We start from the raw sequence: 22,287 nt of genomic DNA on the forward strand, positions 1-22,287 counted from the left end.
AGGGCCTAGCGTCGAACCGTGGCGATCGCGCACATGGCTGTGCTTTCGGCGGCGCTGTCAGCGCTGCTGATCCTTCCGTGCGCCGCGACGATTCTGCTCAGCGGCGACCCGTCCGGCCTACGCCGCCTCTTGACCCGTAAGGGCCGCCAGCAGCTGCGGGCAGACAACCGTGAGCGTGCCGACACCCGTCACTTGGCCCCCCGGGCACGCCGCCGGGTCCACCGCGGACCCCCGAGCCGCGAGGAGCGCACCTGGCGCCGGGTCGACCGCTCCCTGCGGACCTGGGACCCGGCACCCCGCCTGGCGAGCCTCCGCACCCCGCCGATCGAACAGTTGGCCTACCATCTGCGCCGCCTCGACCGCCAGCGCCGTAACGGCCTGGCGACCCATTCGGAGGTGTGGCTGGCGGCCGTCATGCGCGGCTACGACACCCGCCTGCAGATGGCCTGCCGGTGCCTGGACATTCCGGAGCGCCTGGAGTCCCTGCAAGGCGCCGAACGCGACCTCGAACGCCAGCGAGTCGAGGCCCTCTTGGAAGCCGCCGGCCTGACCCTCCGCTGCTGATCAACCCGCTCCGGTGACCGTGCCAGCCCTTGCGGGAAGTGCTCGGCTGAACTCGAGTGCGGACCACGGTCGCTCGCCTCGGGCCCGGCGGGGAGGGCTCGGCTGGACTCGGGTGCGGACCACGGTCGCTCGCCGCGGTTCCGGCGGGAAGTGCCCGGCTCGACTGGGGCGCGCCACGGTCGCTCGCCGCGGTTCCGGCGGGGTGTGCCCGGCTGGACTCGGGTGCGCTCCATGACCGCCCGCCTCGGCCCCCCGGCGGGGAGTGCCCGGCTCGACTCGGGTGCGCACCATGGCCGCCTCGGCAGCGGCCGGGGTGTGGGCCGGCCGGGCGACATCCGTCATTTGCGTGACGTTTCCGGCTGGCCGATCGACGTGGTCGGCCTGCCCGCGGCGGGGACCGTCCCCCTTCCGGGGTTTCTCCCAACGCCGCTAAGGCGCACGCGGCCGGCGTGACGACAACGTGGATCTTGTGCGTTCGTGGTGCACCGGCTCGCCGCAAACTCACAAGATCAACGCGGAGGGTGTTCGGCGGGGGAGCGGGTGGGCGAGGGAGTGTGTGGATGTGGGGGTTTGTGGTGCACCGGTTGGCCGCAAGGTCACAAGATCGCGTGGAAGGGGGGTTCAATGGGGGAGGGGGTGGGTCCACAGGTGGTGGTAGTCGCCGTTGTGGCTGTTGGCCAGGGTGAGGAGGTCGGCGGTCCAGGACGGGCCGACATAACTGTCGAGGGCTGAGAGGATGCGGGCGTCGTAGCGGTAGGTGATCGTCAGATGCGGGCGGAACGGCCGCCCGTCGATCGGGAAGCCGGCATCGTCCAGGGCGGACCGGATCTGCTCTCGGAAGGCGCCCAGCGGCTCCACATCACCCCGTAGCCCGACCCAGACCACTGATCCGAAACGGCCACCACCCGCAAGCCTCAGGTGCAGTGGCCCGGGTGCCGGCACACCGTCGAGGGCATGCGTGACGACGGGCGCGGCGTCATCCGGCACCGTGCCGAGGAAAGCCAGCGTGACGTGCCATTTGTCCGCTCGCCGGGCGGCGCCGGGCGGCAGGTGGCGGCGCAGATGGTCGCGGGCCTCTTCCGGAGGGAAGAGGGCGACGAACAGGCGGCTCAGGAGGACTCGCGGGCCGCCGGGCCGCCGCCGAACAGGACGTCGTCCCAGCTGGGAAGGCGCTTGCGTGGCTTGTTGGTCTCCTCCGCCTCGCTGTTGGCGGACTGCGGGGCCTGACCCACCGTGCGGCGGGGGCGCAGCACCGCAAGGGACGGAACGGCCGGCACCTCCTTGGGCAGGTCGGCGTCGTCGTCGAATGCGGAACCGGACCCGCCGCCGAGCAGGGCCGCGGCGCCGCCGGCGACCGGGCGGCGGGTGGCTGGTGACTCGAGGTTGCGGCCGGACGAGCCTTCCAGTGGCCGGTCCAGCGAGGCGAGCAGCGCGTCGCGGCTGGCCCGGATCGAGTCGCGGGTGGAGCTGCGGGCGGCGGGGTCGGCGCTGGGCAGGCCGTGGCCGCCACGGCTGGGCTCGGTGCTGCGGGCCGGCCCGGGCAGGCCGTGGCCACCGCGCTCGGGCGCCGGCTCCTGGCCGAGGATCTGGGTGGGCCGCTCGGCGCACAGGTACTGCGCCATGTCGTCGTGCGGCGAGACCACCTGGCGGCCCTTGTCGAGGTCCCAGATGGCCTGGGCGGTGGCCTTGCCGGACGGCCAGGTGGCGATGATCCGCCAGGTGCCGTCGTCCTTGCGGAACGCGTCCCAGGAGATCTTCTCGGTGTCGATGCCGTGCTGCGAGAGACGGCTGTCGACCACCTCGGACAGCGGCTGACCGGAGTCGGACGTCTTCAGCCGGGTGCGGCGGGCGTGCTGCGCCAGCATGGCGCGCTCCTGGAGCACCGGGCCGGCATAGCGCAGAACGCGGTCGACCGGCACACCGGCGATGCGGGCCACATCCTCGGCGGACTCGCCGGAGCGAATGCGGGCCTGGATGTCCCGTGGTGACAGGGACGGCATCGCGGCCTCGGCCGTCAGCACCGCCACCGTGGCCCCCGCCGGTGCGGGGCCCTCGGTCAGCACGCCGGCGACCCGGTCGTCGATGGGAAGGGCTAGAAGGCGACCCACCTCGTCGGCGAGCACCAAAGCCTGTCCGTCCTCGGAGAGGGCGACGAAGCGTACCGGCCGCATGCGTTGCCTCCGTCTCGTCGCGTTGGCCTGTGCTCCCGAGCCTCATTCACGGGGGCGCGTTTCGGAACACGGTACGCGCCTTGGTCACCCTATGGGGGTAAGCCACGCCGTCAAACTGCTGACCAGCAGAGATGATCTTCGCCTCCGCTGCCGCCCTCCCATTTACGCGTACGTCTACCCGCCCGTCAACCGCCTTGAACACCGGTGGAGTGATTCAGAGCCGTTCCACCACGTAGTCGATGCAGGCGGTGAGAGCCGTCACGTCGGCCGGGTCCACGGTCGGGTAGAGGGAGACCCGGAGCTGGTTGCGGCCGAGCTTCCGGTACGGCTCGGTGTCGACCACGTCGTTGGCCCGGAGCACCTTGGCGATCGCCGTCGCGTCCACACCCTCGGCGAAGTCGATGGTGGCGACCGCGGCCGAGCGCAGCGCCGGATCGGTGACGAACGGCTCCGCGTACGGCGAACGATCGGCCCAGCCGTAGATCGCCGCCGCGCTCTCCGCACTGCGCTTCACCGCCCAGGAGAGACCACCCTGCGCGTTCATCCAGTCGACCTGCTCGGCGGCGAGGAAGACGGTGGCCAGCGCCGGGGTGTTGTACGTCTGCTCCAGCCGGGACTGCTCGATGGCGGTCACCAGGTCGAGGAACTGCGGGATGTACCGCTTGGTCGCCTTGATCTCGAAGGCCCGCTCGATCGCGGCCGGCGAGAACAGGGCCAGCCAGATGCCGCCGTCGGAGCCGAGCGCCTTCTGCGGGGCCAGGTAGTAGACGTCGGTCTCGCTGACGTCCACGTCCAGGCTGCCGCCGCCCGAGGTGGCGTCGGTGAGCAGCAGGGCGCCCGGGTCGGCCCCGGCGATCCGCTGGACTCCGACCGCGACTCCGGTGGAGGTCTCGTTCTGCACGGTGGCGTAGACGTCGACGCCGGCCTCGGCGGTCAGATAGGCGGCCTGGCCCGCCGGCGCCCGGTGCACGGTCGGCTCGGCCAGGAACGGTGCGGAGGTGACGGCCTGCACGAACTTGGCGCCGAACTCGCCGAACTCGGCGAACTGGGCCTTCTCCCGAACCAGGCCGAACGTGGCGACCTCCCAGAACGCGCTGGTGCCGCCGTTGCTGAGAACGACTTCGTACCCCTCGGGGATCGAGAAGAACTCGGCCAGGCCGCGGCGCAGGCGGGCGACCTGGTCCTTCACCGTCTTCTGCCGGTGCGACGTGCCCATGAACGTGCGGGACACCGCGGAGAGCGCCTCGACACCCTCGGGGCGGACCTTGCTCGGGCCCGAGCCGAAACGTCCGTCTACGGGTTTGATCTCGTCAGGGATCCGGATGTCAGCCACAGTCACACATTATGCGGCAGCTGATGCCAGCCCTCGACCTCCTGCGGCTTCCGCGGCTCCGCTCCCACATAGTGGAGGCCCGGCCGCAGGATCCGGCCCAGCTTCTTCTGCTCGAGGATGTGCGCGCTCCAGCCGGCCATCCGGGCGCAGGCGAACATCGAGGTGAACATGTGCGCCGGGACCTCGGCGAAGTCGAGCACCACGGCGGCCCAGAACTCCACGTTCGTCCACAGCTGCATGTCCGGCTTGCGCTCGTGGAGCTCGGCCAGCGCGGCGCGTTCGAGCGCTTCGGCCACCTCGTACCGCGGGGCGCCCAGGTCTTTCGCGATCCGTCGCAGCACCTTGGCGCGCGGGTCCTCGGCACGGTAGACCCGGTGGCCGAAACCCATCAGCCGGTCACCGCGGTCGAGCACGTCCTTCACGAACGACTCGGCGTCGCCGCTGCGCTCCACGTCCTCGATCATCTGCAGCACCCGGGTGGGCGCGCCGCCGTGCAGCGGGCCGGAGAGCGCGCCGATCCCGGAGGAGATGCAGGCCGCCGCGTCGGCGCCGGTGGAGGCGACGATCCGAGCGGTGAAGGTGGACGCGTTGAGACCGTGCTCACAGGACGAGATGAAGTACGCATCCACGGCTTTGACGTGCCGGGGGTCGGGCTCGCCGCGCCACCGGCGCATGAACCGCTCCACGATGGTCTCGGCCTTGTCGATGTCCTTCTGCGGGACGGCGGGCAGGCCGAGGCCGCGGGCCGCCTGGGCGACGAAGGACAGCGCGGTCACCGAGACTCGGGCCAGGTCCTTGCGGGCCTGCTCGTCGGTGATGTCGAACATCTGCGACAGGCCCCAGTAGGGCGCCAGCATGGCCACCGCCGACTGCACGTCGACCCGGATGTCACCGGAGTGCACCGGCACCGGGAACGGCTCGGCGGGCGGCAGGCCGGGACCGAACCGGCCGTCCACGAGCAGGCCCCAGACGTTGCCGAACGAGACCTGCCCGATCAGGTCCTCGATGTCGACGCCGCGGTATCGCAGCGCGCCACCGTCCCGGTCGGGCTCGGCGATCTCGGTCTCGAAGGCGATGACGCCCTCGAGCCCCGGCTTGAAGTCGGTCACGGCACTCCCTGTGGAACCGAACAGCGGTGGGTGATTCATCCTGCCTCCCGGGTAACGGCAAGGTCGACCCATCGCGATTGTGCTCTCGATGACACCCATCCTGGTTCACCTGACGTTTCGTGGTGCGGGACTTAACGTCGTTTCCGCCCCATGGGCCGATTGGAACGAGCGTGAGGAGCAGGTGTGGTCACCGAACCGCCGTCGCCGTCCGGGATGCGCCGGGACTACACCGAGTGGCCGCCGCTGGTGGAGGGCGCGCTGGCCGATCACTGGACCGGTCAGTTCGCCGCCTGGTTCGCCGACGCGGCGGCCTTCGGCCTGCCGGAACCCAACGCGATGATCCTGGCGACGGCGGACGGTCAGGCACGGCCGTCGGCGCGGACGGTCCTTCTCAAGGGGTACGACGAGGACGGTTTCGTCTTTTTCACGAACTACGAGTCGCGCAAAGGTACGGAGTTGACGATCAACCCGTACGCCAGCCTGGTCTTCCCGTGGTTTCCCATGCAGCGCCAGGTGATCGTGGCCGGGCCGGTGGAGCGGGTGAGCCGAGCCGAGACCGAGGAGTATTTCGCGTCCCGGCCGCGCGGGTCCCGGCTCGGCGCATGGGCGAGTGCGCAGTCGACGGTCCTGCCCGGTCCGGAGGCGCTGGCCGAAGGGCTGGCCCGGGCGGCCGAGCGGTTCGGGGACGGTCCGGTGCCGGCGCCGCCGCACTGGGGTGGACTGCGGGTGCGGCCGGAGAGCGTGGAGTTCTGGCAGGGGCGCAGCAGCCGGCTGCACGACCGGCTGCGATTCCGGCGCGAGGGTGACGGCTGGACCGTGGAGAGGCTCGCGCCTTGAGCAACGGGACCGCCGGCACGTCCTGGGCCGGTGGCGGTCTGGTCGCGGCCGGGCTGGCCGTGGTGCCGGGGCTCACCTCGCCGGCGCTGATCCGATACCGGCCCGAGTCGGACGGAGCGGACGACCGATAGTGTCCCCGGTATGAGCGCAGAGTCAGGGGCCAGGTCCGGGATCCAGTGGTCGATCGAGGCGGACGGACACCGTGCCGTCCTGGTCGAGGTCGGCGGGACACTCCGGTCGTACTCGGTGGACGGGGCCGACGTGCTGGACGGGTTCGGCACCGACGAGATCTCGCCGGGATCGGCCGGGCAGATCCTCGCACCCTGGCCCAACCGGATCCGGGACGGGCAGTACACCTTCGAGGAGCAGTCGTACCAGCTCGCGCTCACCGAGCCGGCCCGGCGCAACGCCATCCACGGACTGGTCAACTGGTCCCGGTGGCGGCTCGCCGAGCGGACCGCCGACTCGGTGACGCTGGAGTTCGACCTGCCCGCCCAGGTGGGGTACCCGTGGTCGCTGCTGCTGCGTTCCCGCTGGACCGTCTCGGCGGACGGGCTGACGTGCGCGCAGGAGGTCGTCAACACGGCCGGGTCGAACGCGCCGTGGGGGTACTCGGTGCACCCGTACCTGCGGCTGCCCGGGGTGACCGTGGAGGACACCGTCCTGCACGTGCCGGCCAAGTCGCGGATCCTGGCCGACACCCGGCTGCTGCCGATCGGGGCGCAGAAGATCGCCGGGACCGAGTTCGACTTCTCCGAGCCGCGCCGGATCGGCGAGCTGGTGCTGGACACCACCTTCGGCGACATCGACTTCGGCGCCGACGGGATCACCGCGGTCACCCTGGCGGACGCCGCGTCGGATCGCCGGATCGTGGTCTGGGCGGACGACAGGTTCCGGTACTGGCAGGTGTTCACGGCCGACACGCTGCACGGTGAGCGGTTCCGCCGGTCGATCGCCGTCGAGCCGATGACGTGCCCGCCGGACGCCTTCCGTACCGGCCGGGACCTGGTCGTCCTCGAACCCGGCCAGACCTGGTCGACCTCGTGGGGGATCCGCGCTTAATGGAGTTCGACGAGGTGGTCCGCCGCCGGCGGATGGTGCGCGGTTACGACCCGGACCGGCCGATCCCGCCGGACCTGGTGGAGAAGATCATCAAGCACGGCCTGCGGGCGCCGTCGGCCGGTTTCTCCCAGGGCTGGAGCTTCCTGGTGCTCACGTCGCCGGAGGATCGCGAGCTCTTCTGGGCGACCACGGTGGAGGGGGAGGGCCCGGTCGAGGGCTGGCTGGCCCGGATGCGGACGGCGCCGCTGATCATCGTGCCGTTCTCCAACAAATCGGTCTACCTCGATCGATACGCCGAGTCCGACAAGGGCTGGACGGATCGGGACGAGTCGCGCTGGCCGGTGCCGTACTGGGACATCGACACCGGCTTCGCCGCTCTGCTCATGCACCTGACCGCGGTCAATGAAGACCTCGGATCATGCTTCATCGGGCTTCCCGCGGGGAAGATAACGGCCGTCAAGGACGCGTTCGGGGTGCCGGCGGAGTTCAGCCCGATCGGGGCGCTCACCGTCGGATACCGGGGCGCGGACAAGAGGTCACCGTCACTCCGCCGCGGCCACCGGCCGGTGGCGGACGTGGTGCATCATGGCCGGTGGGCTTCGGCGACTTCGGAGGCTTCGGAAGCTTCGGCGGGCGGGGTCCGGCCGGCCCGCGGTTAGGCTGGCATACGGTTCTCACGGAAAGGGCGGCCGCTGTGATCTTCAAAGCGGTCCGGGACGGAGCCCCGTACCCCGATCACAACACCACGCTCAAGAAGTGGGCGGAGATTCCTCCGCGCAAGGTCTGGCTCGCGGATCTGATCACCACCAAGCGTGAGCTGGCGCTCGACAAACTCCTCGCGGAGGACTCGACCTTCTACGGTGATCTCTTCCCGCACGTCGTCGAGTACCAGGGGTTCTACTACCTGGAGGACGGCCTGCACCGGGCACTGCGGGCGGCCCTGCAGCAGCGCAAGGAGATCCACGCCAGGGTGCTCGTCCTGGAGGAGTGATTCGATCAGCACCTGTCGATGTTGGACGGGCACCCGTTAGCTTGATTTCATGGGTGTCCGACCGCTTGACCTGCTGGATCTTGACGACCTGCTGAGCGGAGCAGAACGCGACGCCCGCGCTCTGGCCCGCCGTGTGGCCGACGATCACGTTCGTCCCGAGGTCGCCGGATGGTATGAATCGGGCCGGGCCCCGATCCGGGACCTCGCCGTCGAACTCGGCAAGGCCGGCCTCTTCGGGATGCACCTGACCGGTTACGACCTGGCCGGGTCGTCGACGGTCTCCCTCGGCCTCGCCTGCATGGAACTCGAAGCCGCCGACTCCGGCATCCGCTCCCTGGTCTCGGTGCAGGGATCACTGGTGATGTACGCGATCTGGCGTTACGGCTCCGAGGAACAGCGATCCCACTGGCTGCCCGCGCTCGCCGCCGGCCGGGCCATCGGCTGTTTCGGGCTCGCCGAACCCGACCACGGCTCCGACCCCACCGGCATGTCCACCCGGGCCCGCCGGGACGGCGACGACTGGGTGCTCGACGGAGTGAAGACCTGGATCCTCAACGCGCCGATCGCCGACGTGGCGGTGATCTGGGCCAAAGCCGAGAAAGGCGTCGTCGGGTTCGTGGTCCCGACCGACGTGGCCGGCTTCGCCGCCCACGCGATCGATCACAAGATGTCACTGCGGGCGTCGAGCACAGGTGAGATCACTCTTGATGGCGTACGGCTACCGGAGAGCGCCAGACTGCCCGGCGCCCGCAGTCTCATGGCGCCGCTGTCCTGCCTCACCGAAGCGCGGCTCAGCATCATCTGGGGAGTGCTCGGGGCGGCTCGGGACTGTCTCGACACGGCACTGGACTACGCGGCGGGGCGGGAGCAGTTCGGCAGGCCGATCGCGGGGTTCCAGCTCACCCAGGCGAAACTCGCGGACATGGCGTTGGAGCTGCAGAAAGGGTTCCTGCTGGCGTTGCATCTGGGACGGTTGCGGGACGCGATCGACAAGCCGTTGCGGCCGGAGCAGATCAGTGTGGGGAAGCTGAACAACGTACGGGAAGCCATCAAGATCGCTCGGCAGTGCCGGACGATCATGGGGGGCAACGGGATCCGGAGCGAGTACCCGGTGATGCGCCATGCCAGCAACCTGGAGAGTGTGCTGACGTACGAGGGCACATCGGAGATCCATCAGCTGTCGATCGGGCAGAAGTTGACGGGACTGAACGCCTTCGCGCACTGAGCCGCGCTCCGGATGCGAAATGTCGTACCCGATCCGTACCGTTGGGGCATGGCCGATTCGCCTGCCCCCGCCTCTCCTGACCCCACCTCGTCCGGCCCCGCATCCCCCGGGCCCTCCGCTGCCGGTCCTGCCGGCTCTTCCGCCGGGCCCGGCCCGTCGTTGGGGGGCTCGGCCGTGGGCTCGTCCGGCAGTTCGGCCACCAGCGAGTTCCCCGTCGTCGCGGACCCCGCGGCGCCTGCGGCGACGCCGGCACAGGTGGCCGAGCCGGAGCATCGACCCAGTGGGTTCGCGCGACTGCTGATCTTCGTCGGGTTCGTCTTCGCGCTGCTCGTGCTCTCCTGCTTCGGGCTGCGGGCGATCAACGTGCTGCCCAGCTTCGACAACCCGTTCGCCGATCAGACCACCGACCGCAGCCAGCCGGTGCTGCTGGAGTCCATGCGCGACCTGCACCGTTACGTGGCGGCCGACGGCACCTTCCAGGTCATCGTCGACCTCCAGGAGAACCGGGACAACATCCCCGACTTCCTGGTCAACCGGCGCACCCTGTTCGTCGGTTCCGGGACCGTGGAGACCTATGTCGACTTCAGCACCCTCGCCGGCGACGCCCTCAAGATCGACGAGGAGAAGAAGACGATCGAGCTGACCCTGCCGCCGCCCCAGCAGTCCAGCGCATCCCTGGACATGCAGCGCAGCTATGTGGTGGCGGAGGAGCGGGGCCTCTTCGACCGGATCGGTGACGCCTTCCGGGACGATCCGGCCAAGCAGCAGCGGGTCTACCAGATGGCTCAGGAGAAGATCACCGAGGCGGCCCGGGCCAGCGGGCTGGACGAACGAGCCCGGGAGAACACGCAGCGCATGCTGGAGAGCCTTTTCGCCCGTCTCGGCTACACGACGGTCACTGTCACCTTCACCAGCCCGTAAGCGGGGCCTCCGGAGCAGACGGTGACCAGCCTCGATGCAACGGTCACCGTCACGGATCATCGCACCGGGAGGGCGGCTTTCCGGAATTCGTTCGCAGGCCTGCCTCGGGGAGGGCCTGCGGGCGGTTGTCGTCTGTGGGCTTCGGCGCCTCGCGCGTCGTGCCTCGCGCTTGGGGGCTTCGTGCCTGGCGCCTCGTGCCTCGTGCTTCGTGCCTGGCGCCTCGGGCCTCGGGCCTCGTGCCTCGGGCCTCGTGCCTCGGGCCTCGGGCCTCGGGCCTCGGGCCTCGGGCCTCGCGCTTCGCGGAGAGGGCGGGGCGGCTGCTGGGTAGGGCCCTCGCGGTGGAGGAGCCGTCGGCGGGCGCCGCTGCCGCGGTGCGGCCGCTCCCCGGGCGTCGTTGCCCGGGGAACGGCCCACCGGCTGTCACCGGCCGGCGTGAACAGGGGAGAGTTGCCGGCCGGTGGTCATCGGGAGCCGCGTGCCGCTCGGGGCACGCGGGCTCGGGTCATGGCGGTGCGGTGACGGCGTGTCACTCGCTTCGGTCACGACGGTGCGGTCACGGGGGTGTCAGCTGCGGCGGGCCACGACGATCTGACGGGATGTCGCTCACTCCGGTCATGGCAGCGTGTCGCTGGTCCCGCTATGACGGTGTGTCGCTGGTTCCCGTCATGACGGTGTGTCGCTGGTTCCCGTCATGACGGGGTGGTGACGAGGGGTCACTCGCTCGGCATGATGGCCCAGAGGGCCAGGTAGATCAGGATCTGCGGGCCGGGCAGCAGGCAGGACAGGACGAACAGGAGCCGCACCATCCCGGGGCGCATCCCGAAACGCTGGGCCAGTCCGGCGCAGACGCCGGCGATCCGGCGGTTGTGACGCGGGCGGGAGAACGAGCGGGTCCTGAGGGGGCTGGTCACTTCATCCACTCCTTCGGCGGTGGTCCGGAATTTCCTCCCGGACCACTTCGACGGTAGGTATGGCAGAGCCCGCCTCCCTCATCCCATGGGCGGATGCTGGCGACGAGGCTCCCGTAAGGGGAACCCGTACCCGGTAGACGCCTTTCGTTAACCCGGGATGCTTCCGGCTCAGGGTTACGGGGCCGCGACCTGCCGGGTGACTGCTGAGGGTGCTCTCGGGCGGTGTCCACCGGACGGTGCCGCAGGTGGCGGCGTGGAGGGGTTGTCGGCGGGAAGGCGGGCCGGCCGCCGGGTCGCGCTCACTGCCGGGTGTGTGCCGTTGGAAGGCGGCTGGGGCCGCTGAGGCGTGCCAGAGGGCGGCTGGGGCCGCTGAGGCGTGTGCCGCAGGGCGGCTGGGGCCGCTGAGGCGTACGCCGGAGGTGCGGCTTGGGGCCGCTGAGGCGTACGCCGTTGGAGGGGTGACCGGGACGGGCATGCATGAGTGGTACTCGGGGGACGGCCGTGAGGGGATGCCTGCCGTCGCCGCCGCGAGTCACGGGACGCTGCGTGGCCCGTACCGGGGCGTGGTGTGAGAGAACCGCCGCGGACCGGAAGCGGGCGACTGGCGTAGCGGTGCCGAGGAAGGGCCGATTCAGTGATGGGGGAGGGCCGGCTCGAGAAGGCGGCTCGCCGGGGAGGCCGTTCGGGGAGGCGGCTTGCCGGGCTGGGGGACGGTTGGGAGCGTACCCAACAAAAGGGTTATGTGAACGTGCACAACAATGACCTGCAGCGTTCTGGGTTCTGTAATCGATTGATCACTATGTGCAAATGGCACTTTCGTCCGATGGTGGAGTATCGAAGGCACTCGCAGAGTTAGTGCCCGATCGCCGACCGTCGTGGGCTCGGGACTGCACTCGATCGCGGGAGGTTGACGGTGTCCACCGTCGCGCTCAAAGACGTCACCAAGATCTGGCCGGACGGCACGTTTGCCGTCGACAACGTCAGCCTGGAGGTGCAGGACGGCGAGTTCATGGTCCTGCTCGGCCCGTCCGGCTGCGGGAAGTCCACCGTGCTCCGGATGATCGCCGGGCTGGAGGACCCCACCGGGGGAGAGATCCTTCTGAACGGCGAACCCGTTCTGGAGTTGCCACCGCGGGACCGCAGCATCGCCATGGTGTTTCAGGATTTCGCGCTCTATCCGCACATGACCGTCGCGGAGAACATCGGCTTCCCGCTGAAGCTCTCCGGTGTCGAGCCGGCGCCGCGGCAGGACCGGATCGGCGCCATCGCGGGCGCGCTCGGGATCGGTGAGGTGCTGGGCCGGCGGCCCAGTCAGCTCTCCGGCGGGCAGCGGCAGCGGGTGGCGATGGGCCGTGCCATGGTGCGCCGGCCGGGGCTGTTCCTGATGGACGAGCCGTTGTCCAACCTCGACAGCGGGTTGCGTGCCGAGCTGCGCGCCGAGATCACCAGCATGACCCGTGAGCTGGGTGTGACGACCATGTACGTGACGCACGACCAGGCCGAGGCGCTGACCATGGCCGACCGGGTGGCGATCATGCGCAAGGGCATCCTGCAGGACGTGGGGACGCCCACCGAGGTCTACCGGCGCCCGGCCACGCTGTACGTCGCGGCCTTCCTGGGCTCGCCGAAGATGAACCTGCTCGAAGCCTCGGTCTACGTGCACCTGGACCAGTACATCGGGCTGAACTTCGGGGAGCAGGCCCTCTACCTGCCGTGGAACGACCCTCGGACGCGGGCGCTGTCGCGCTATCACGGCGAGCGGATCGTAGTCGGCATCCGGGCGGAGGCGCTCACCCCGGTCACCCCGGACACTCAGGGGCCGGTCTTCCAGGGGCGGATCCGCTATCTGGAGCACCACGGGCACGAGTCGCTGGCGTACCTGGACATCGGCGCGACCGCGATCGTGGTGGACGAGATCGGCGCCCAGGCGGCGTCGCCGTCGGGTGGAGGTGGGGCGTTCAAGCGCGTGATCCAGCGGTTGACCGGCTCCGGCGTGCCCGACCCGATGGCCCCGCAGGGTCAGGTCGGGGTGCTCAGCGACCCGGGCCGGCACCACCGCAAGCCGGCTGAGCTGTCGGTGCGGCTGGCCCCGTACCCGGCGGTGTCCTCCGGGCACCCGCTGGCCGTCTCGGTCCGTCTGGACGCGATCCACCTCTTCGACGAGCGGGGGGCCCGGATCGACGTCGGCTGGCGCTGATCGCCCATAAGCCCTTAATGGGACATGCGCCACTTCTGGGCGCGTTGAACGACGCCTCCCGCCATCGGTCGGCCACAGCGCGTAGGCTGCACGACGGTGGAGGACAGGATCGGCCAGAGCGTTCGGGCGGCTCTCGACGGGGAGCCGAGGCTCGACGCCGCCCCGCCGCGGGAGTGGCCGGTGCTGCTGGACCGGACCTTCGGGCCGGACGACATCACCCTGCTGCGGCACGAGGCGACCGGGCTGCTGGTGGCGGCGGGGCTCGCCGGTGACCGGCTGGACGGTTACGTGCTGGCCCTCAACGAGGTGATCACCAATGTGGTGCTGCACGCCGGCGGCCAGGGACGGATCGTCCTCAAGATCGAGGATGGATCGATGTGGTGCGTGGTGACCGATTCCGGTCCCGGCATCCCGGGCGCCTATCTGGACGGCGTGCGCACCCCGGAGACGTTCCAGGTCGGGGGACGTGGTCTGTGGCTCGCGCACCAGTTGTGCGACGAGGTCACCACGGCCACCGGCCCGATCGGTACCTCGATCGGATTGCGGATCGCCCTGGGGGGCATCCCGGATTCCCGGTGAAACAGCAGGTTGAACGGCATGTAAAGCATCGTGGAAATGTGAAGCCGCCCTTCGCCTCTCGCCGGCGAGCGTGTCCGGCTACATTGGGCGCGTGCTCGGACTTCCTTCACAGGTGACCGCTTGCCTTTTCGATCTCGACGGGGTGCTGACGCAGACCGCGCTCGTGCACAGTGCCGCGTGGAAACAGACGTTCGACGAGTTCCTCGAATCGTGGGCCGAAAAGCATGATCAACTTTTTGTGCCATTCGATTCCGGCACCGACTACCACCGATACGTCGACGGCCGTCAGCGTGCTGACGGCGTCCGGACGTTCCTGGCCTCGCGTGCGATCACGCTGCCGGAGGGCGATCTTGACGACACCCCCGATCGGGAGACCGTCAACGGCATCGGCAATCGCAAGAACATCCTCGTGCTACAGAAGATCAAGGAAGGCGCCGTCCAGGTCTACCCCGGATCGGTGGAGTACCTGAAGGCCGCCAAGGCCGCCGGTCTACGCCGTGCGGTCGTGTCGGCGAGCGCCAACTGCAAGGACGTCCTGGAGGCGGCCGGGATCGCCGACCTCCTGGAGGCCCGGGTGGACGGCGTCGTCGCGCGCGAGCTGGGCATGCCCGGCAAGCCCGCGCCGGACACCTTCCTGCACGGTGCGAAACTGCTCGGCCTCGAGCCCGCGCAGTGTGCTGTGTTCGAGGACGCTCAGGCGGGCGTGGCCGCCGGGCGGGCCGGCGAGTTCGGCATCGTGATCGGGGTGGACCGGGTCGGTCAGGCGGAGGCGCTGCGTGAACACGGTGCCGACGTGGTGGTGACAGACCTGTCCGAACTGCTCCCGCAATAAAGACTCAGTTACGAGAGGCACGACCGTGATCCGTGAACGGGCCTACCCCGTCGACCCTTGGCATATCCGGGAGACCCGGCTCGATCTGGACCTGCTGGCCCAGTCCGAGTCGGTGTTCGCGCTCTCCAACGGCCACATCGGGATACGCGGAAACCTGGACGAGGGCGAGCCGCACGGCCTTCCCGGCAGCTATCTGAACTCGTTCTACGAGCTGCGCCCGCTGCCGCACGCGGAGGCGGGGTACGGCTTCCCCGAGTCCGGCCAGACCATGGTCAACGTCACCAACGCCAAGCTCATGCGCCTGCTCGTCGACGATGAGCCGTTCGACGTACGGTACGGCGAGCTGCTGTCGCACGAGCGGTGCCTGGATCTGCGGGCCGGCCTGCTGGAGCGGGTCGTCGAGTGGGTGTCGCCGTCGGGCAAGGGCGTCCGGGTTCGGACCATCCGGCTGGTCTCCTTCACCCAGCGCGCGGTCGTCGCGTTCCTCTACGAGGTGGAGCCGCTCCACGAGTCGACCCGCCTGATCCTGCAGTCGGAGCTGGTCGCCAACGAGCAGCTGCCGCCGATGAGCAAGGACCCGCGCGTCGCCGCGGTGCTGGACCGGCCGTTGCAGGCCGAGGAGATGCTGGAGCAGCGGACCGGCGGCATCCTGGTGCACCGGACCAAGGCCAGCGACCTGCGGATGGCCGCGGCCATGGAGCACTCGGTGGAGACGCCGGGGCGCCACGCCATCACCACCGAGGGGCACCCCGACTGGCTGCGCACCACTGTCGCCTGCCGGCTGGAGCCGGGCCAGAAACTGCGGGTGGTCAAACTCGCGGCGTACGGGTGGTCCAGCATGCGCTCGCTGCCCGCGTTGCGGGACCAGGTCGGCGCGGCGCTGGCCAGTGCCCGCCTGGACGGCTGGGAGGGTCTGGTCCAGCAGCAGCGGGAGTTCCTGGACGGGTTCTGGGACCACTCGGACGTCAAGGTCGAGGGCGACCCGGAGGTGCAGCAGGCGGTCCGGTTCGGCCTGTTCCACACGTTGCAGGCCGGCGCCCGTGCCGAGCAGCGCCCGATCGGCTCCAAGGGCCTCACCGGCCCGGGGTACGACGGTCACACGTTCTGGGACGCCGAGACGTTCGTGCTGCCCGCGCTGACCTACACCCAGCCCTCCGCGGCGGCCGACGTGCTGCGCTGGCGGCATTCGACGCTGGATCTGGCCCGGGAGCGGGCGCAGACCCTCGGCCTGCAGGGCGCCGCGTTCCCGTGGCGGACCATTCGGGGCCAGGAGTGCTCGGGCTACTGGCCGGCCGGCACGGCGGGTTTCCACATCGCCGCCGACATCGCCGACGCGGTCCGGCGTTACGTCCAGGCCACCGCCGACTACGACTTCGAGCGTGAGGTCGGGTTGGAGCTGCTTGTCGAGACGGCCCGGTTGTGGCGGTCGCTGGGGCATCACGACCGGCACGGGCGTTTCCACATCGACGGCGTCACCGGCCCGGACGAGTACACCGCGGTGGTGAACGACAACGTCTACACCAACCTGATGGCGCAGCAGAACCTGATGGCCGCGGTGGACGCCTGCAAGCGCCACCCCGACCTGAGCCGCAAGTTCGGTGTCGACGACGAGGAGACGGCGTCGTGGCGGGACGCGGCGGCGGCCGTGCACATCCCGTACGACAAGGAGCTCGGTGTCCACCAGCAGTGCGAGGGGTTCACCCGGCTGCAGGAGTGGGACTTCGAGAACACCCCGCCGGAGGGGTACCCGCTGCTGCTGAACTTCCCGTACTTCGACCTGTACCGCAAGCAGGTGATCAAGCAGGCCGACCTGGTGATGGCGATGTACATCAGGGGTGACGCGTTCACGCCGGAGGAGAAGGCGCGCAACTTCGCCTACTACGACGCCCGGACCGTACGGGACTCGTCGCTCTCCGCCTGCATCCAGGCCGTCCTGGCGGCCGAGACCGGGCATCTCGAGCTGGCCCACGACTACCTGGGCGAAGCCGCCCTGATGGACCTGCACGACCTGCACCAGAACTCCCGCGACGGCGTGCACGTGGCCTCGCTGGCCGGCACCTGGATCTCGCTGGTCGCCGGCCTCGGCGGCATGCGCGACTACAACGGGCAGCTGAGCTTCGCCCCGCGCCTGCCCAGCCGGATCAACAACCTGGAGTTCTCGCTGCTCTGGCGGGGGCTGCGGCTGCGGGTGAACGTGACCTCCGACGAGGTCACGTACTCGCTGCGCAACGGTGGCGGGCAGGCCCGGCTCACCCTGCTGCATCACGGCAAGGAGCTCGAGGTGACCCAGGTGCGCCCGGTGACCATGCCGATCCCGGGCCCGGTCCCGGCCGGCCCGGCGCCGGCGCAGCCGCACGGCCGCGCGCCGGTCCGGAGAGCGGTGCACTGAACGAGGGCATGCGAAACGGCCCCCGCCCTGATCAGGGCGGGGGCCGTTCTCGTCGAGCGAGTCTCTGTCTAGAGCATCGAGACGTGTACGTGGTCGGTGTGGGCGCTGACCCCGTGGTACGCCTTCCAGCCCGATGCGGGGAACCAGATCTGCTTGTTCCAGATCACGTAGTAGATGCCGAGGTTGTCGGCGTTACGGACCAGGAACGCCATCAGGTCGTTGCCGTACTTGAATTCCTTGTCGGTGTCGTAGACCGAGAATCCACTCTTCTGCAGCGACCAGTCACAGGCCCGGCCCTTGGGGTGCTCGTACGGCCCGCCGGGGCGATAGCAGTTCACGAACATGTCGAAGCCGGCCTTCTTGACCTGCTTGTACATGTGCAGCGTGCGCTTGGTGACACAACCGCCGTTGAGCGGGTCCTCCTCGGTGCATCCCTCGGGGGAGAAGCCGCCGCTGGAGTTGCGCGGCGCGGGGGCCGCCTCCGGCGAGTCCGCCACGACGAAGCCCTTGGTGACGCTCTTGCCGCCGACCAGAGCCAGCGCCTTGTCGGCCGACTCCTTCTGCTTCTTCATCACGGACATGTCCTGCTGCTGCTGTTTGACCTCGGCGTCCATCCGGGCCTTGCTCTCGGCGATCTCGGTGATCACCGCATTGAGCTCGCGCAGCTTGGTGTCGTGCAGCCGGTTGATCTCCTCGAGGGAGACGGCCTTGTTGAAGAAGTCACCGGAGTCCGACGAGCTGAGCAGGTAGCTGAGCGTGCTCACATCGCCGGTCATGTACTGCTCTTTGGCGATCCGGTCGACCTCGGGAATGAGCTGGTTGCGCCGGGCCTCGGCCGCCTTGATCTGGGAGGCGAGCTGAGACTGGGTCTTCGTGGACTTCGCCACCGCGTTCTTCGCCGCGACGAAGCGCCGGTTGGTCGACTCGATCACCTCGTTGAGGGTCGCGTCCTCGTCCTGCTCAGTGGCGGTGGACGAGGAGCCGCCGGGCTCGGCCGAGGCCGGAGTCGCGGGCGCCACGAACATCGCGGCAGCCACCAGCGGCGCCAGGGCGTGTATCAGCCACCGGCGGGGACTTGCTGTCATCAACAGTTCCTTCCGTCGCACCGCCGACCGAGTTAGCTGACGGGTTCGGGACGGAAGCGATCCCTACCGCAAACTGCGGATTCACCCCAGTGACCTGGTTCCCCGGCTCGCCTTTCACAGCGATTGGGCGGCGGCCTGCCGGCAACTCGGGGGCGGTGCCGTCCTGGCAGGACCGGCGGTCAGTTTACCCGAGATATCGCCGTGGATCAGACCCGCGGAACCGCGAAAAGTGTTACCTTGCAACCACTTTCTGTAATTGCTGTCACTACTCGTGGTGAGGCCGTCGCGGGACGTACAAGAACTGTCGATCCGTCGATCGCTTCGGTATGGTCGTTGCGGTTCCGCATGGGAACCGCCGCCTAATCGTCACCATCGGCGAGCCGGGGATCCAATTCACACTGGGGTGAATCCGCGACCCAGCGGTAGGGATTTTCCTTCGTCCCGAACCCGTCAGCTAACCCGGCCGGCGGCCGACGGAAGGAAATGCCTGTGCTGCAGTTCACTGCGCGGCGATTAGCGGCGTTGCTGGCGCTGCTGGTCACCGCGTGCGGATTGGCCGTCGCCGCGACGCCGGCCACCGCGGCCCCCCGGCCGCTCGCCGCCCCCGGTGACTCCGGGGACGACGGCGAGGGTGGCTCCGCCGCCCTGATCGAACGACTCGAGAAGGCCTCCAGCGGCTTCGTGGAGGCACAGAAGAAGCTGAAGGCCTCGAAGGCTCAGCAGGTCAAGCTGGCCGCGGAGGTCAAGCGTCTGGACGCCGCGATCGGGCCCCAGCAGAAGACGCTCGACATGATCGCGAGCCAGGCGTACGCGGCGGGCCGGGCCGGCCCGATGGCGGCGCTGCTCAGCGCGGACTCGCCCGAGGGCTTCATGGACCGGGCCGAGACGCTGGCCACCATCGCGGCCGATCAGAACAAGGCGATCCAGGACCTCAAGAGCACCCGCGAGGCCCAGCAGAAGGCCAAGAGCGCCATCGACATCACCGTCCGGGACCAGCAGAAGCAGGTCACCGTGATGGCGAAGCAGAAGACCGCCGCCGAGGCCGCCCTCAAGGCAGCCAACCAGGGCGCCGCCGCCAGCTCCTCGTCGGACGGCGGAAGCAGCCCCGACGCGGCCCCCGGGCCGGGCGGATCCGGCTGCAGCAAGGAAGACCCGACCGGCACCGGCGGCTGTGTCACGCCGACCCTGCTGCACGCCTACAACGAGGCTCGTGCGGACGGCTTCACCCGCTACACGAAGTGCTGGCGGACGCAGAACAGCGGTGAGCACCCCAAGGGCCGGGCGTGCGACTTCTCCTCGGAGAAGGGCACCTTCGGCGGCGACGCCACCGGCTCGGACAAGGTTTACGGCGACAACCTGGCGAACTACTTCATCAACAACGCCGAGAATCTCGACGTGCTCTACGTGATCTGGTACCGGCGGATCTGGCTGCCGAGCAGTGGCTGGAAGTCGTACAGCGGGGCGGGCGGAGACCCGTCCAGCGACCACACCAACCACGTGCACCTGTCGGTCAACTAGACCCGCCGGGCGGAGTACGGGGCCTACCTGCGGGAGAAGGCCTCGTACTCCTTCATCACATCGGCGGTCGGGCCGTCGGCGCGGATCGAGCCGGCCTCCAGCCAGATGCACCGCTCGCAGGTGTCCCGGATCGACTGCTCGCTGTGGCTGACCAGGAAGACCGTGCCGGCCTGGGCGCGCAGCTCACGGACCCGAGCCTCACTGCGCTTGCGGAAACTGGCGTCACCGGTCGCCAGCGCCTCGTCGATCAGCAGCACGTCGTGCTGCTTGGCGGCGGCGATGGAGAACCGCAGCCGGGCGGACATGCCGGACGAGTAGGTCCGCATCGGCAGGGACGAGAAGTCGCCCTTCTCGTTGATGCCGGAGAACTCGATGATCTCGTCCTTCTTCGCCTTCACCTCGGCCGGCGACATGCCCATCGCGAGGCAGCCCAGCTCGACGTTCTGGTCGCCGGGCAGCTCGTTCATCAGTGCCGCGTTCACACCCAGCAGGGACGGCTGGCCGGCGGCGTAGATCCCGCCCCGGGAAACCGGCAGCAGGCCGGCGACCGCGCGCAGCAGGGTGGACTTGCCGGAGCCGTTGGTGCCGATCAGGCCGATCGCCTCGCCGCGGTAGGCGACGAAGCTGACGCCCTTGACCGCGTGCACCTCACGGATGTTGCTGTTCTTGGTCCGCGTCGCGATGCGCTTGAAGCTCGCCAGCGGGCTGTTGCCGGCGCCGGGCCCCTGCAGGACGCGGTAGATGATGTGGGCGTCATCGGCGATGACGGTGGGGACGCGCTCGTTGTCAGCCACGGCCGTAGCCCTTCTCTCCACGCCAGAAGTAGACGAAACCGAGGATGCCGACCACCACGCTCCACGCGACCGCCTGGATCCACAGCACGGCGGGGACGTTGGCGAGCGTCGTGCCCTCGAGCAGCGCGTGCCGGTAGAGCTCGATGAAGACCAGCATCGGGTTGGCCTCGACGACCTGCAGCATCCAGCCCTTCAGGACGCTCTCGAACTGGGTCACCGGGTAGAGGACCGCGGAGCCGTACAGCCAGAACCGCATGATGAACGGGACCAGCTGCCGTACGTCGCTCATCTTGGTGACGTATCGGGCCATGAACATGATCAGCCCGATGTTGAAGATCGACTGGAGCAGCAGGATCGGCGCCACGAGCAGCCACTGGAAGGTGAGCGGCTCACCGTCGACCAGCACGATGCCGAAGAGCACGATCAGCGCGACCATGAAGTTGCGGATCTCCACCAGCGCGGCCGAGATCGGCAGGGTGGCGCGCGGGAAGTGCAGGGCGCGGATCATGCCGATGTTGCCGGTGATCGAGTTCATCCCGATCTGAACCGACGACTGGGTGAACTGGAAGACGAAGACGCCGATGCACAGGTACGAGATGAAGTTGTCCATCGACTTGTGCGTGTTCAGCACCAAACCGAAGATCACGTAGTACACCGCGGCGTTGATCACCGGTGTGAGCACCTGCCACACCGCACCGAGCTTGGTGTTGCCGAGCGAGGAGGTTATCTTCGCTCCGGCGTGTGCCCGGATGAAGTGCCGGTACTCCCACAGCTGCCGGGTGTACTCCGGAAGGCTGGGAAGCCGTCCGGAGTAGCTCAGACCGTGTCGCCGGGCCAGCTCCTTGAGGGAGAGGCCGGCGTCGGCCGAGGCGACCGCCGTCTCTGGCATGGGATGGTGCTCCGATCTCGTCGGCCCGCCGGACGCGGGTTCCGATGCCTGGTGCGAGGTCACAGCCAAAAGCATGACAGGCCCTCGCCGACGCCGATGGAACGGGTTCGTATCGACGTCGCTGTGACGGTAGCCGACCAAACGGCGGAACGCAACCGTTACGTCGTAGCGCTATAGTGACTCTGTGGCGACTATCAAGCGGGCACCAGCCGGAGCGGCGGTGCTCCGAGGCGACATCACCGTGGCGATCCGCAACGCGGTCATGAGCGAACTGGCGGAGGTGGGTTACGGCAGGTTGTCCATCGAGGCGGTGGCGCGTCGTGCCGGGGTCGGCAAGACGGCCATCTACCGTCGATGGAGCAACAAACTCGAGATGGTAATGGAGATAATCTCGGATGTCGCGGAGCGGAAGGTGCCGCTTCCCGACACCGGGAGTTTCGCCGGCGACCTGGAGCTGCTCCTGCTGATCGTGAAGACGGCACTGCAGCACCGGATGGCCTCGCAGATCATCCCCGACCTGATGGCCGAGGCTGCGCGTAATCCGCAGATCGCCGAGACCCTCCAGCGAGCCCTGCGCACCCACCAGCAGGCCGTCGGGGAGAAGTTGATCGGCCAGGCCGTGACCCGTGGTGAGCTGCCCGAGGGGACCGATCCGGATGTGGCGGTCGACATGATCCTCGGCCCGCTCTACTGGCGTCTCGCGGTGGCCCGTCAGCCGATCGAGGACGACTACCTGGAGAAGTTCACCGTGGCGGTGACCGCGGCGCTGCGCGCCACCGGCTGACCCCGCACCCGTTCGGGTCCCGGATAGCTCCCTTTCGCAACTCAGAAAGCCAGGAGCCGGGCCGTGCGCTGCCGACCGGAGAGGGCGACCCCCCAA

Annotated in this window: 22 protein-coding genes and 2 riboswitches; of the genes, 14 read left to right on the plus strand and 8 right to left on the minus strand. The window is 69.3% G+C overall.

Annotation, left to right across the window (positions count from 1 at the left end; translation table 11 throughout):
- The first annotated feature begins 33 nt into the window (after positions 1–33).
- Positions 34–564, plus strand: a complete 531-nt coding sequence (locus Aut01nite_RS24235) for a hypothetical protein (RefSeq protein ID WP_236642523.1) — start codon at positions 34–36, stop codon at positions 562–564.
- 621 nt (positions 565–1,185) lie between these two features.
- On the opposite strand, the gene thpR is transcribed toward Aut01nite_RS24235, so the two are convergent.
- The 4 genes from thpR to Aut01nite_RS24255 all read right to left on the minus strand — a co-directional run bounded on the left by thpR (position 1,186) and on the right by Aut01nite_RS24255 (position 5,177).
- On the minus strand, positions 1,186–1,725 hold the full coding sequence (thpR, locus tag Aut01nite_RS24240) for an RNA 2',3'-cyclic phosphodiesterase (RefSeq protein WP_204037670.1): 540 nt from the start codon (positions 1,723–1,725) through the stop codon (positions 1,186–1,188).
- Entirely contained in the window at positions 1,674–2,735 is a 1,062-nt protein-coding gene (sepH, locus tag Aut01nite_RS24245) for a septation protein SepH (protein ID WP_043522659.1), read from the minus strand. Before sepH ends, thpR begins: the two co-directional genes overlap by 52 nt.
- A 214-nt stretch (positions 2,736–2,949) precedes the next feature.
- Positions 2,950–4,068 (minus strand): phosphoserine transaminase, encoded by a 1,119-nt coding sequence (gene serC / locus Aut01nite_RS24250; protein ID WP_043522658.1) that lies wholly within the window; start codon positions 4,066–4,068, stop codon positions 2,950–2,952.
- Positions 4,069–4,070: 2 nt separating this feature from the next.
- On the minus strand, positions 4,071–5,177 hold the full coding sequence (locus Aut01nite_RS24255) for a citrate synthase 2 (RefSeq protein WP_043522657.1): 1,107 nt from the start codon (positions 5,175–5,177) through the stop codon (positions 4,071–4,073).
- Positions 5,178–5,390: 213 nt separating this feature from the next.
- Between Aut01nite_RS24255 and pdxH the strand changes: the two genes are divergently transcribed.
- The 7 genes from pdxH (at position 5,391) to Aut01nite_RS24285 (ending at position 10,213) form a co-directional block, all read left to right on the plus strand.
- Positions 5,391–6,014 carry a pyridoxamine 5'-phosphate oxidase gene (pdxH, locus tag Aut01nite_RS24260; RefSeq protein ID WP_043522860.1) on the plus strand — a complete coding sequence of 208 codons (624 nt, stop codon included), beginning with the start codon at positions 5,391–5,393 and terminating at the stop codon, positions 6,012–6,014.
- Positions 6,011–6,145 (plus strand): hypothetical protein, encoded by a 135-nt coding sequence (locus Aut01nite_RS44400; protein WP_268871679.1) that lies wholly within the window; start codon positions 6,011–6,013, stop codon positions 6,143–6,145. Before pdxH ends, Aut01nite_RS44400 begins: the two co-directional genes overlap by 4 nt.
- Before the next feature lie 10 nt (positions 6,146–6,155).
- Positions 6,156–7,076 carry an aldose 1-epimerase family protein gene (locus tag Aut01nite_RS24265; RefSeq protein WP_043522656.1) on the plus strand — a complete coding sequence of 307 codons (921 nt, stop codon included), beginning with the start codon at positions 6,156–6,158 and terminating at the stop codon, positions 7,074–7,076.
- The gene (locus Aut01nite_RS24270) at positions 7,076–7,735 is read left to right on the plus strand and encodes a nitroreductase family protein (RefSeq protein ID WP_052163217.1); all 660 of its coding nucleotides are present in this window, start codon (positions 7,076–7,078) and stop codon (positions 7,733–7,735) included. Before Aut01nite_RS24265 ends, Aut01nite_RS24270 begins: the two co-directional genes overlap by 1 nt.
- A 35-nt stretch (positions 7,736–7,770) precedes the next feature.
- Positions 7,771–8,067, plus strand: coding sequence for a type II toxin-antitoxin system VapB family antitoxin (locus Aut01nite_RS24275; RefSeq protein ID WP_043522655.1), 297 nt, complete (start codon positions 7,771–7,773; stop codon positions 8,065–8,067).
- Positions 8,068–8,116: 49 nt separating this feature from the next.
- Entirely contained in the window at positions 8,117–9,292 is a 1,176-nt protein-coding gene (locus Aut01nite_RS24280) for an acyl-CoA dehydrogenase family protein (protein WP_043522654.1), read from the plus strand.
- A 174-nt stretch (positions 9,293–9,466) separates the two neighbouring features.
- Positions 9,467–10,213: a DUF4230 domain-containing protein gene (locus tag Aut01nite_RS24285; protein ID WP_043522653.1), complete on the plus strand. Its 747-nt coding sequence runs from the start codon at positions 9,467–9,469 to the stop codon at positions 10,211–10,213.
- Between the two features lie 713 nt (positions 10,214–10,926).
- On the opposite strand, the gene Aut01nite_RS24290 is transcribed toward Aut01nite_RS24285, so the two are convergent.
- Positions 10,927–11,124 (minus strand): PspC domain-containing protein, encoded by a 198-nt coding sequence (locus Aut01nite_RS24290; protein WP_043522652.1) that lies wholly within the window; start codon positions 11,122–11,124, stop codon positions 10,927–10,929.
- Positions 11,125–12,037: 913 nt separating this feature from the next.
- Between Aut01nite_RS24290 and Aut01nite_RS24295 the strand changes: the two genes are divergently transcribed.
- The 4 genes from Aut01nite_RS24295 (at position 12,038) to Aut01nite_RS24310 (ending at position 17,121) form a co-directional block, all read left to right on the plus strand.
- On the plus strand, positions 12,038–13,321 hold the full coding sequence (locus Aut01nite_RS24295; RefSeq protein WP_043522651.1) for an ABC transporter ATP-binding protein: 1,284 nt from the start codon (positions 12,038–12,040) through the stop codon (positions 13,319–13,321).
- A 96-nt stretch (positions 13,322–13,417) separates the two neighbouring features.
- Positions 13,418–13,900, plus strand: coding sequence for an ATP-binding protein (locus Aut01nite_RS24300; RefSeq protein WP_052163216.1), 483 nt, complete (start codon positions 13,418–13,420; stop codon positions 13,898–13,900).
- Between the two features lie 91 nt (positions 13,901–13,991).
- The gene (locus Aut01nite_RS24305; protein ID WP_043522855.1) at positions 13,992–14,732 is read left to right on the plus strand and encodes an HAD family hydrolase; all 741 of its coding nucleotides are present in this window, start codon (positions 13,992–13,994) and stop codon (positions 14,730–14,732) included.
- A gap of 25 nt (positions 14,733–14,757) precedes the next feature.
- The gene (locus Aut01nite_RS24310; RefSeq protein WP_043522650.1) at positions 14,758–17,121 is read left to right on the plus strand and encodes a glycoside hydrolase family 65 protein; all 2,364 of its coding nucleotides are present in this window, start codon (positions 14,758–14,760) and stop codon (positions 17,119–17,121) included.
- Positions 17,122–17,189: 68 nt separating this feature from the next.
- Here Aut01nite_RS24310 and Aut01nite_RS24315 read toward each other — a convergent pair whose 3' ends face one another.
- Complete coding sequence (locus Aut01nite_RS24315) at positions 17,190–18,206, minus strand: coiled-coil domain-containing protein (protein WP_043522649.1); 1,017 nt, start codon at positions 18,204–18,206, stop codon at positions 17,190–17,192.
- 7 nt (positions 18,207–18,213) lie between these two features.
- A riboswitch (cyclic di-AMP (ydaO/yuaA leader) is annotated at positions 18,214–18,346 on the minus strand.
- Positions 18,347–18,552: 206 nt separating this feature from the next.
- Positions 18,553–18,691, plus strand: a riboswitch (cyclic di-AMP (ydaO/yuaA leader).
- On the opposite strand from Aut01nite_RS24315, the gene Aut01nite_RS24320 reads away from it, so the two are divergent.
- Positions 18,690–19,724 carry a coiled-coil domain-containing protein gene (locus tag Aut01nite_RS24320; protein WP_043522648.1) on the plus strand — a complete coding sequence of 345 codons (1,035 nt, stop codon included), beginning with the start codon at positions 18,690–18,692 and terminating at the stop codon, positions 19,722–19,724. Its footprint overlaps the riboswitch before it by 2 nt.
- Positions 19,725–19,747: 23 nt before the next feature.
- Here the strand turns inward: Aut01nite_RS24320 and Aut01nite_RS24325 are convergent, their stop codons facing one another.
- Both Aut01nite_RS24325 and Aut01nite_RS24330 read right to left on the minus strand, forming a co-directional pair.
- Positions 19,748–20,518 (minus strand): ABC transporter ATP-binding protein, encoded by a 771-nt coding sequence (locus Aut01nite_RS24325; protein WP_052163215.1) that lies wholly within the window; start codon positions 20,516–20,518, stop codon positions 19,748–19,750.
- Positions 20,511–21,407: an ABC transporter permease gene (locus Aut01nite_RS24330; RefSeq protein ID WP_043522646.1), complete on the minus strand. Its 897-nt coding sequence runs from the start codon at positions 21,405–21,407 to the stop codon at positions 20,511–20,513. Before Aut01nite_RS24330 ends, Aut01nite_RS24325 begins: the two co-directional genes overlap by 8 nt.
- Positions 21,408–21,591: 184 nt before the next feature.
- Here Aut01nite_RS24330 and Aut01nite_RS24335 point away from each other — a divergent pair, with 184 nt between their 5' ends.
- On the plus strand, positions 21,592–22,191 hold the full coding sequence (locus Aut01nite_RS24335) for a TetR/AcrR family transcriptional regulator (protein ID WP_052163214.1): 600 nt from the start codon (positions 21,592–21,594) through the stop codon (positions 22,189–22,191).
- The last annotated feature ends 96 nt before the right edge of the window (positions 22,192–22,287 follow it).

This window comes from Actinoplanes utahensis, assembly GCF_016862455.1.
Classification (GTDB): domain Bacteria; phylum Actinomycetota; class Actinomycetes; order Mycobacteriales; family Micromonosporaceae; genus Actinoplanes; species Actinoplanes utahensis.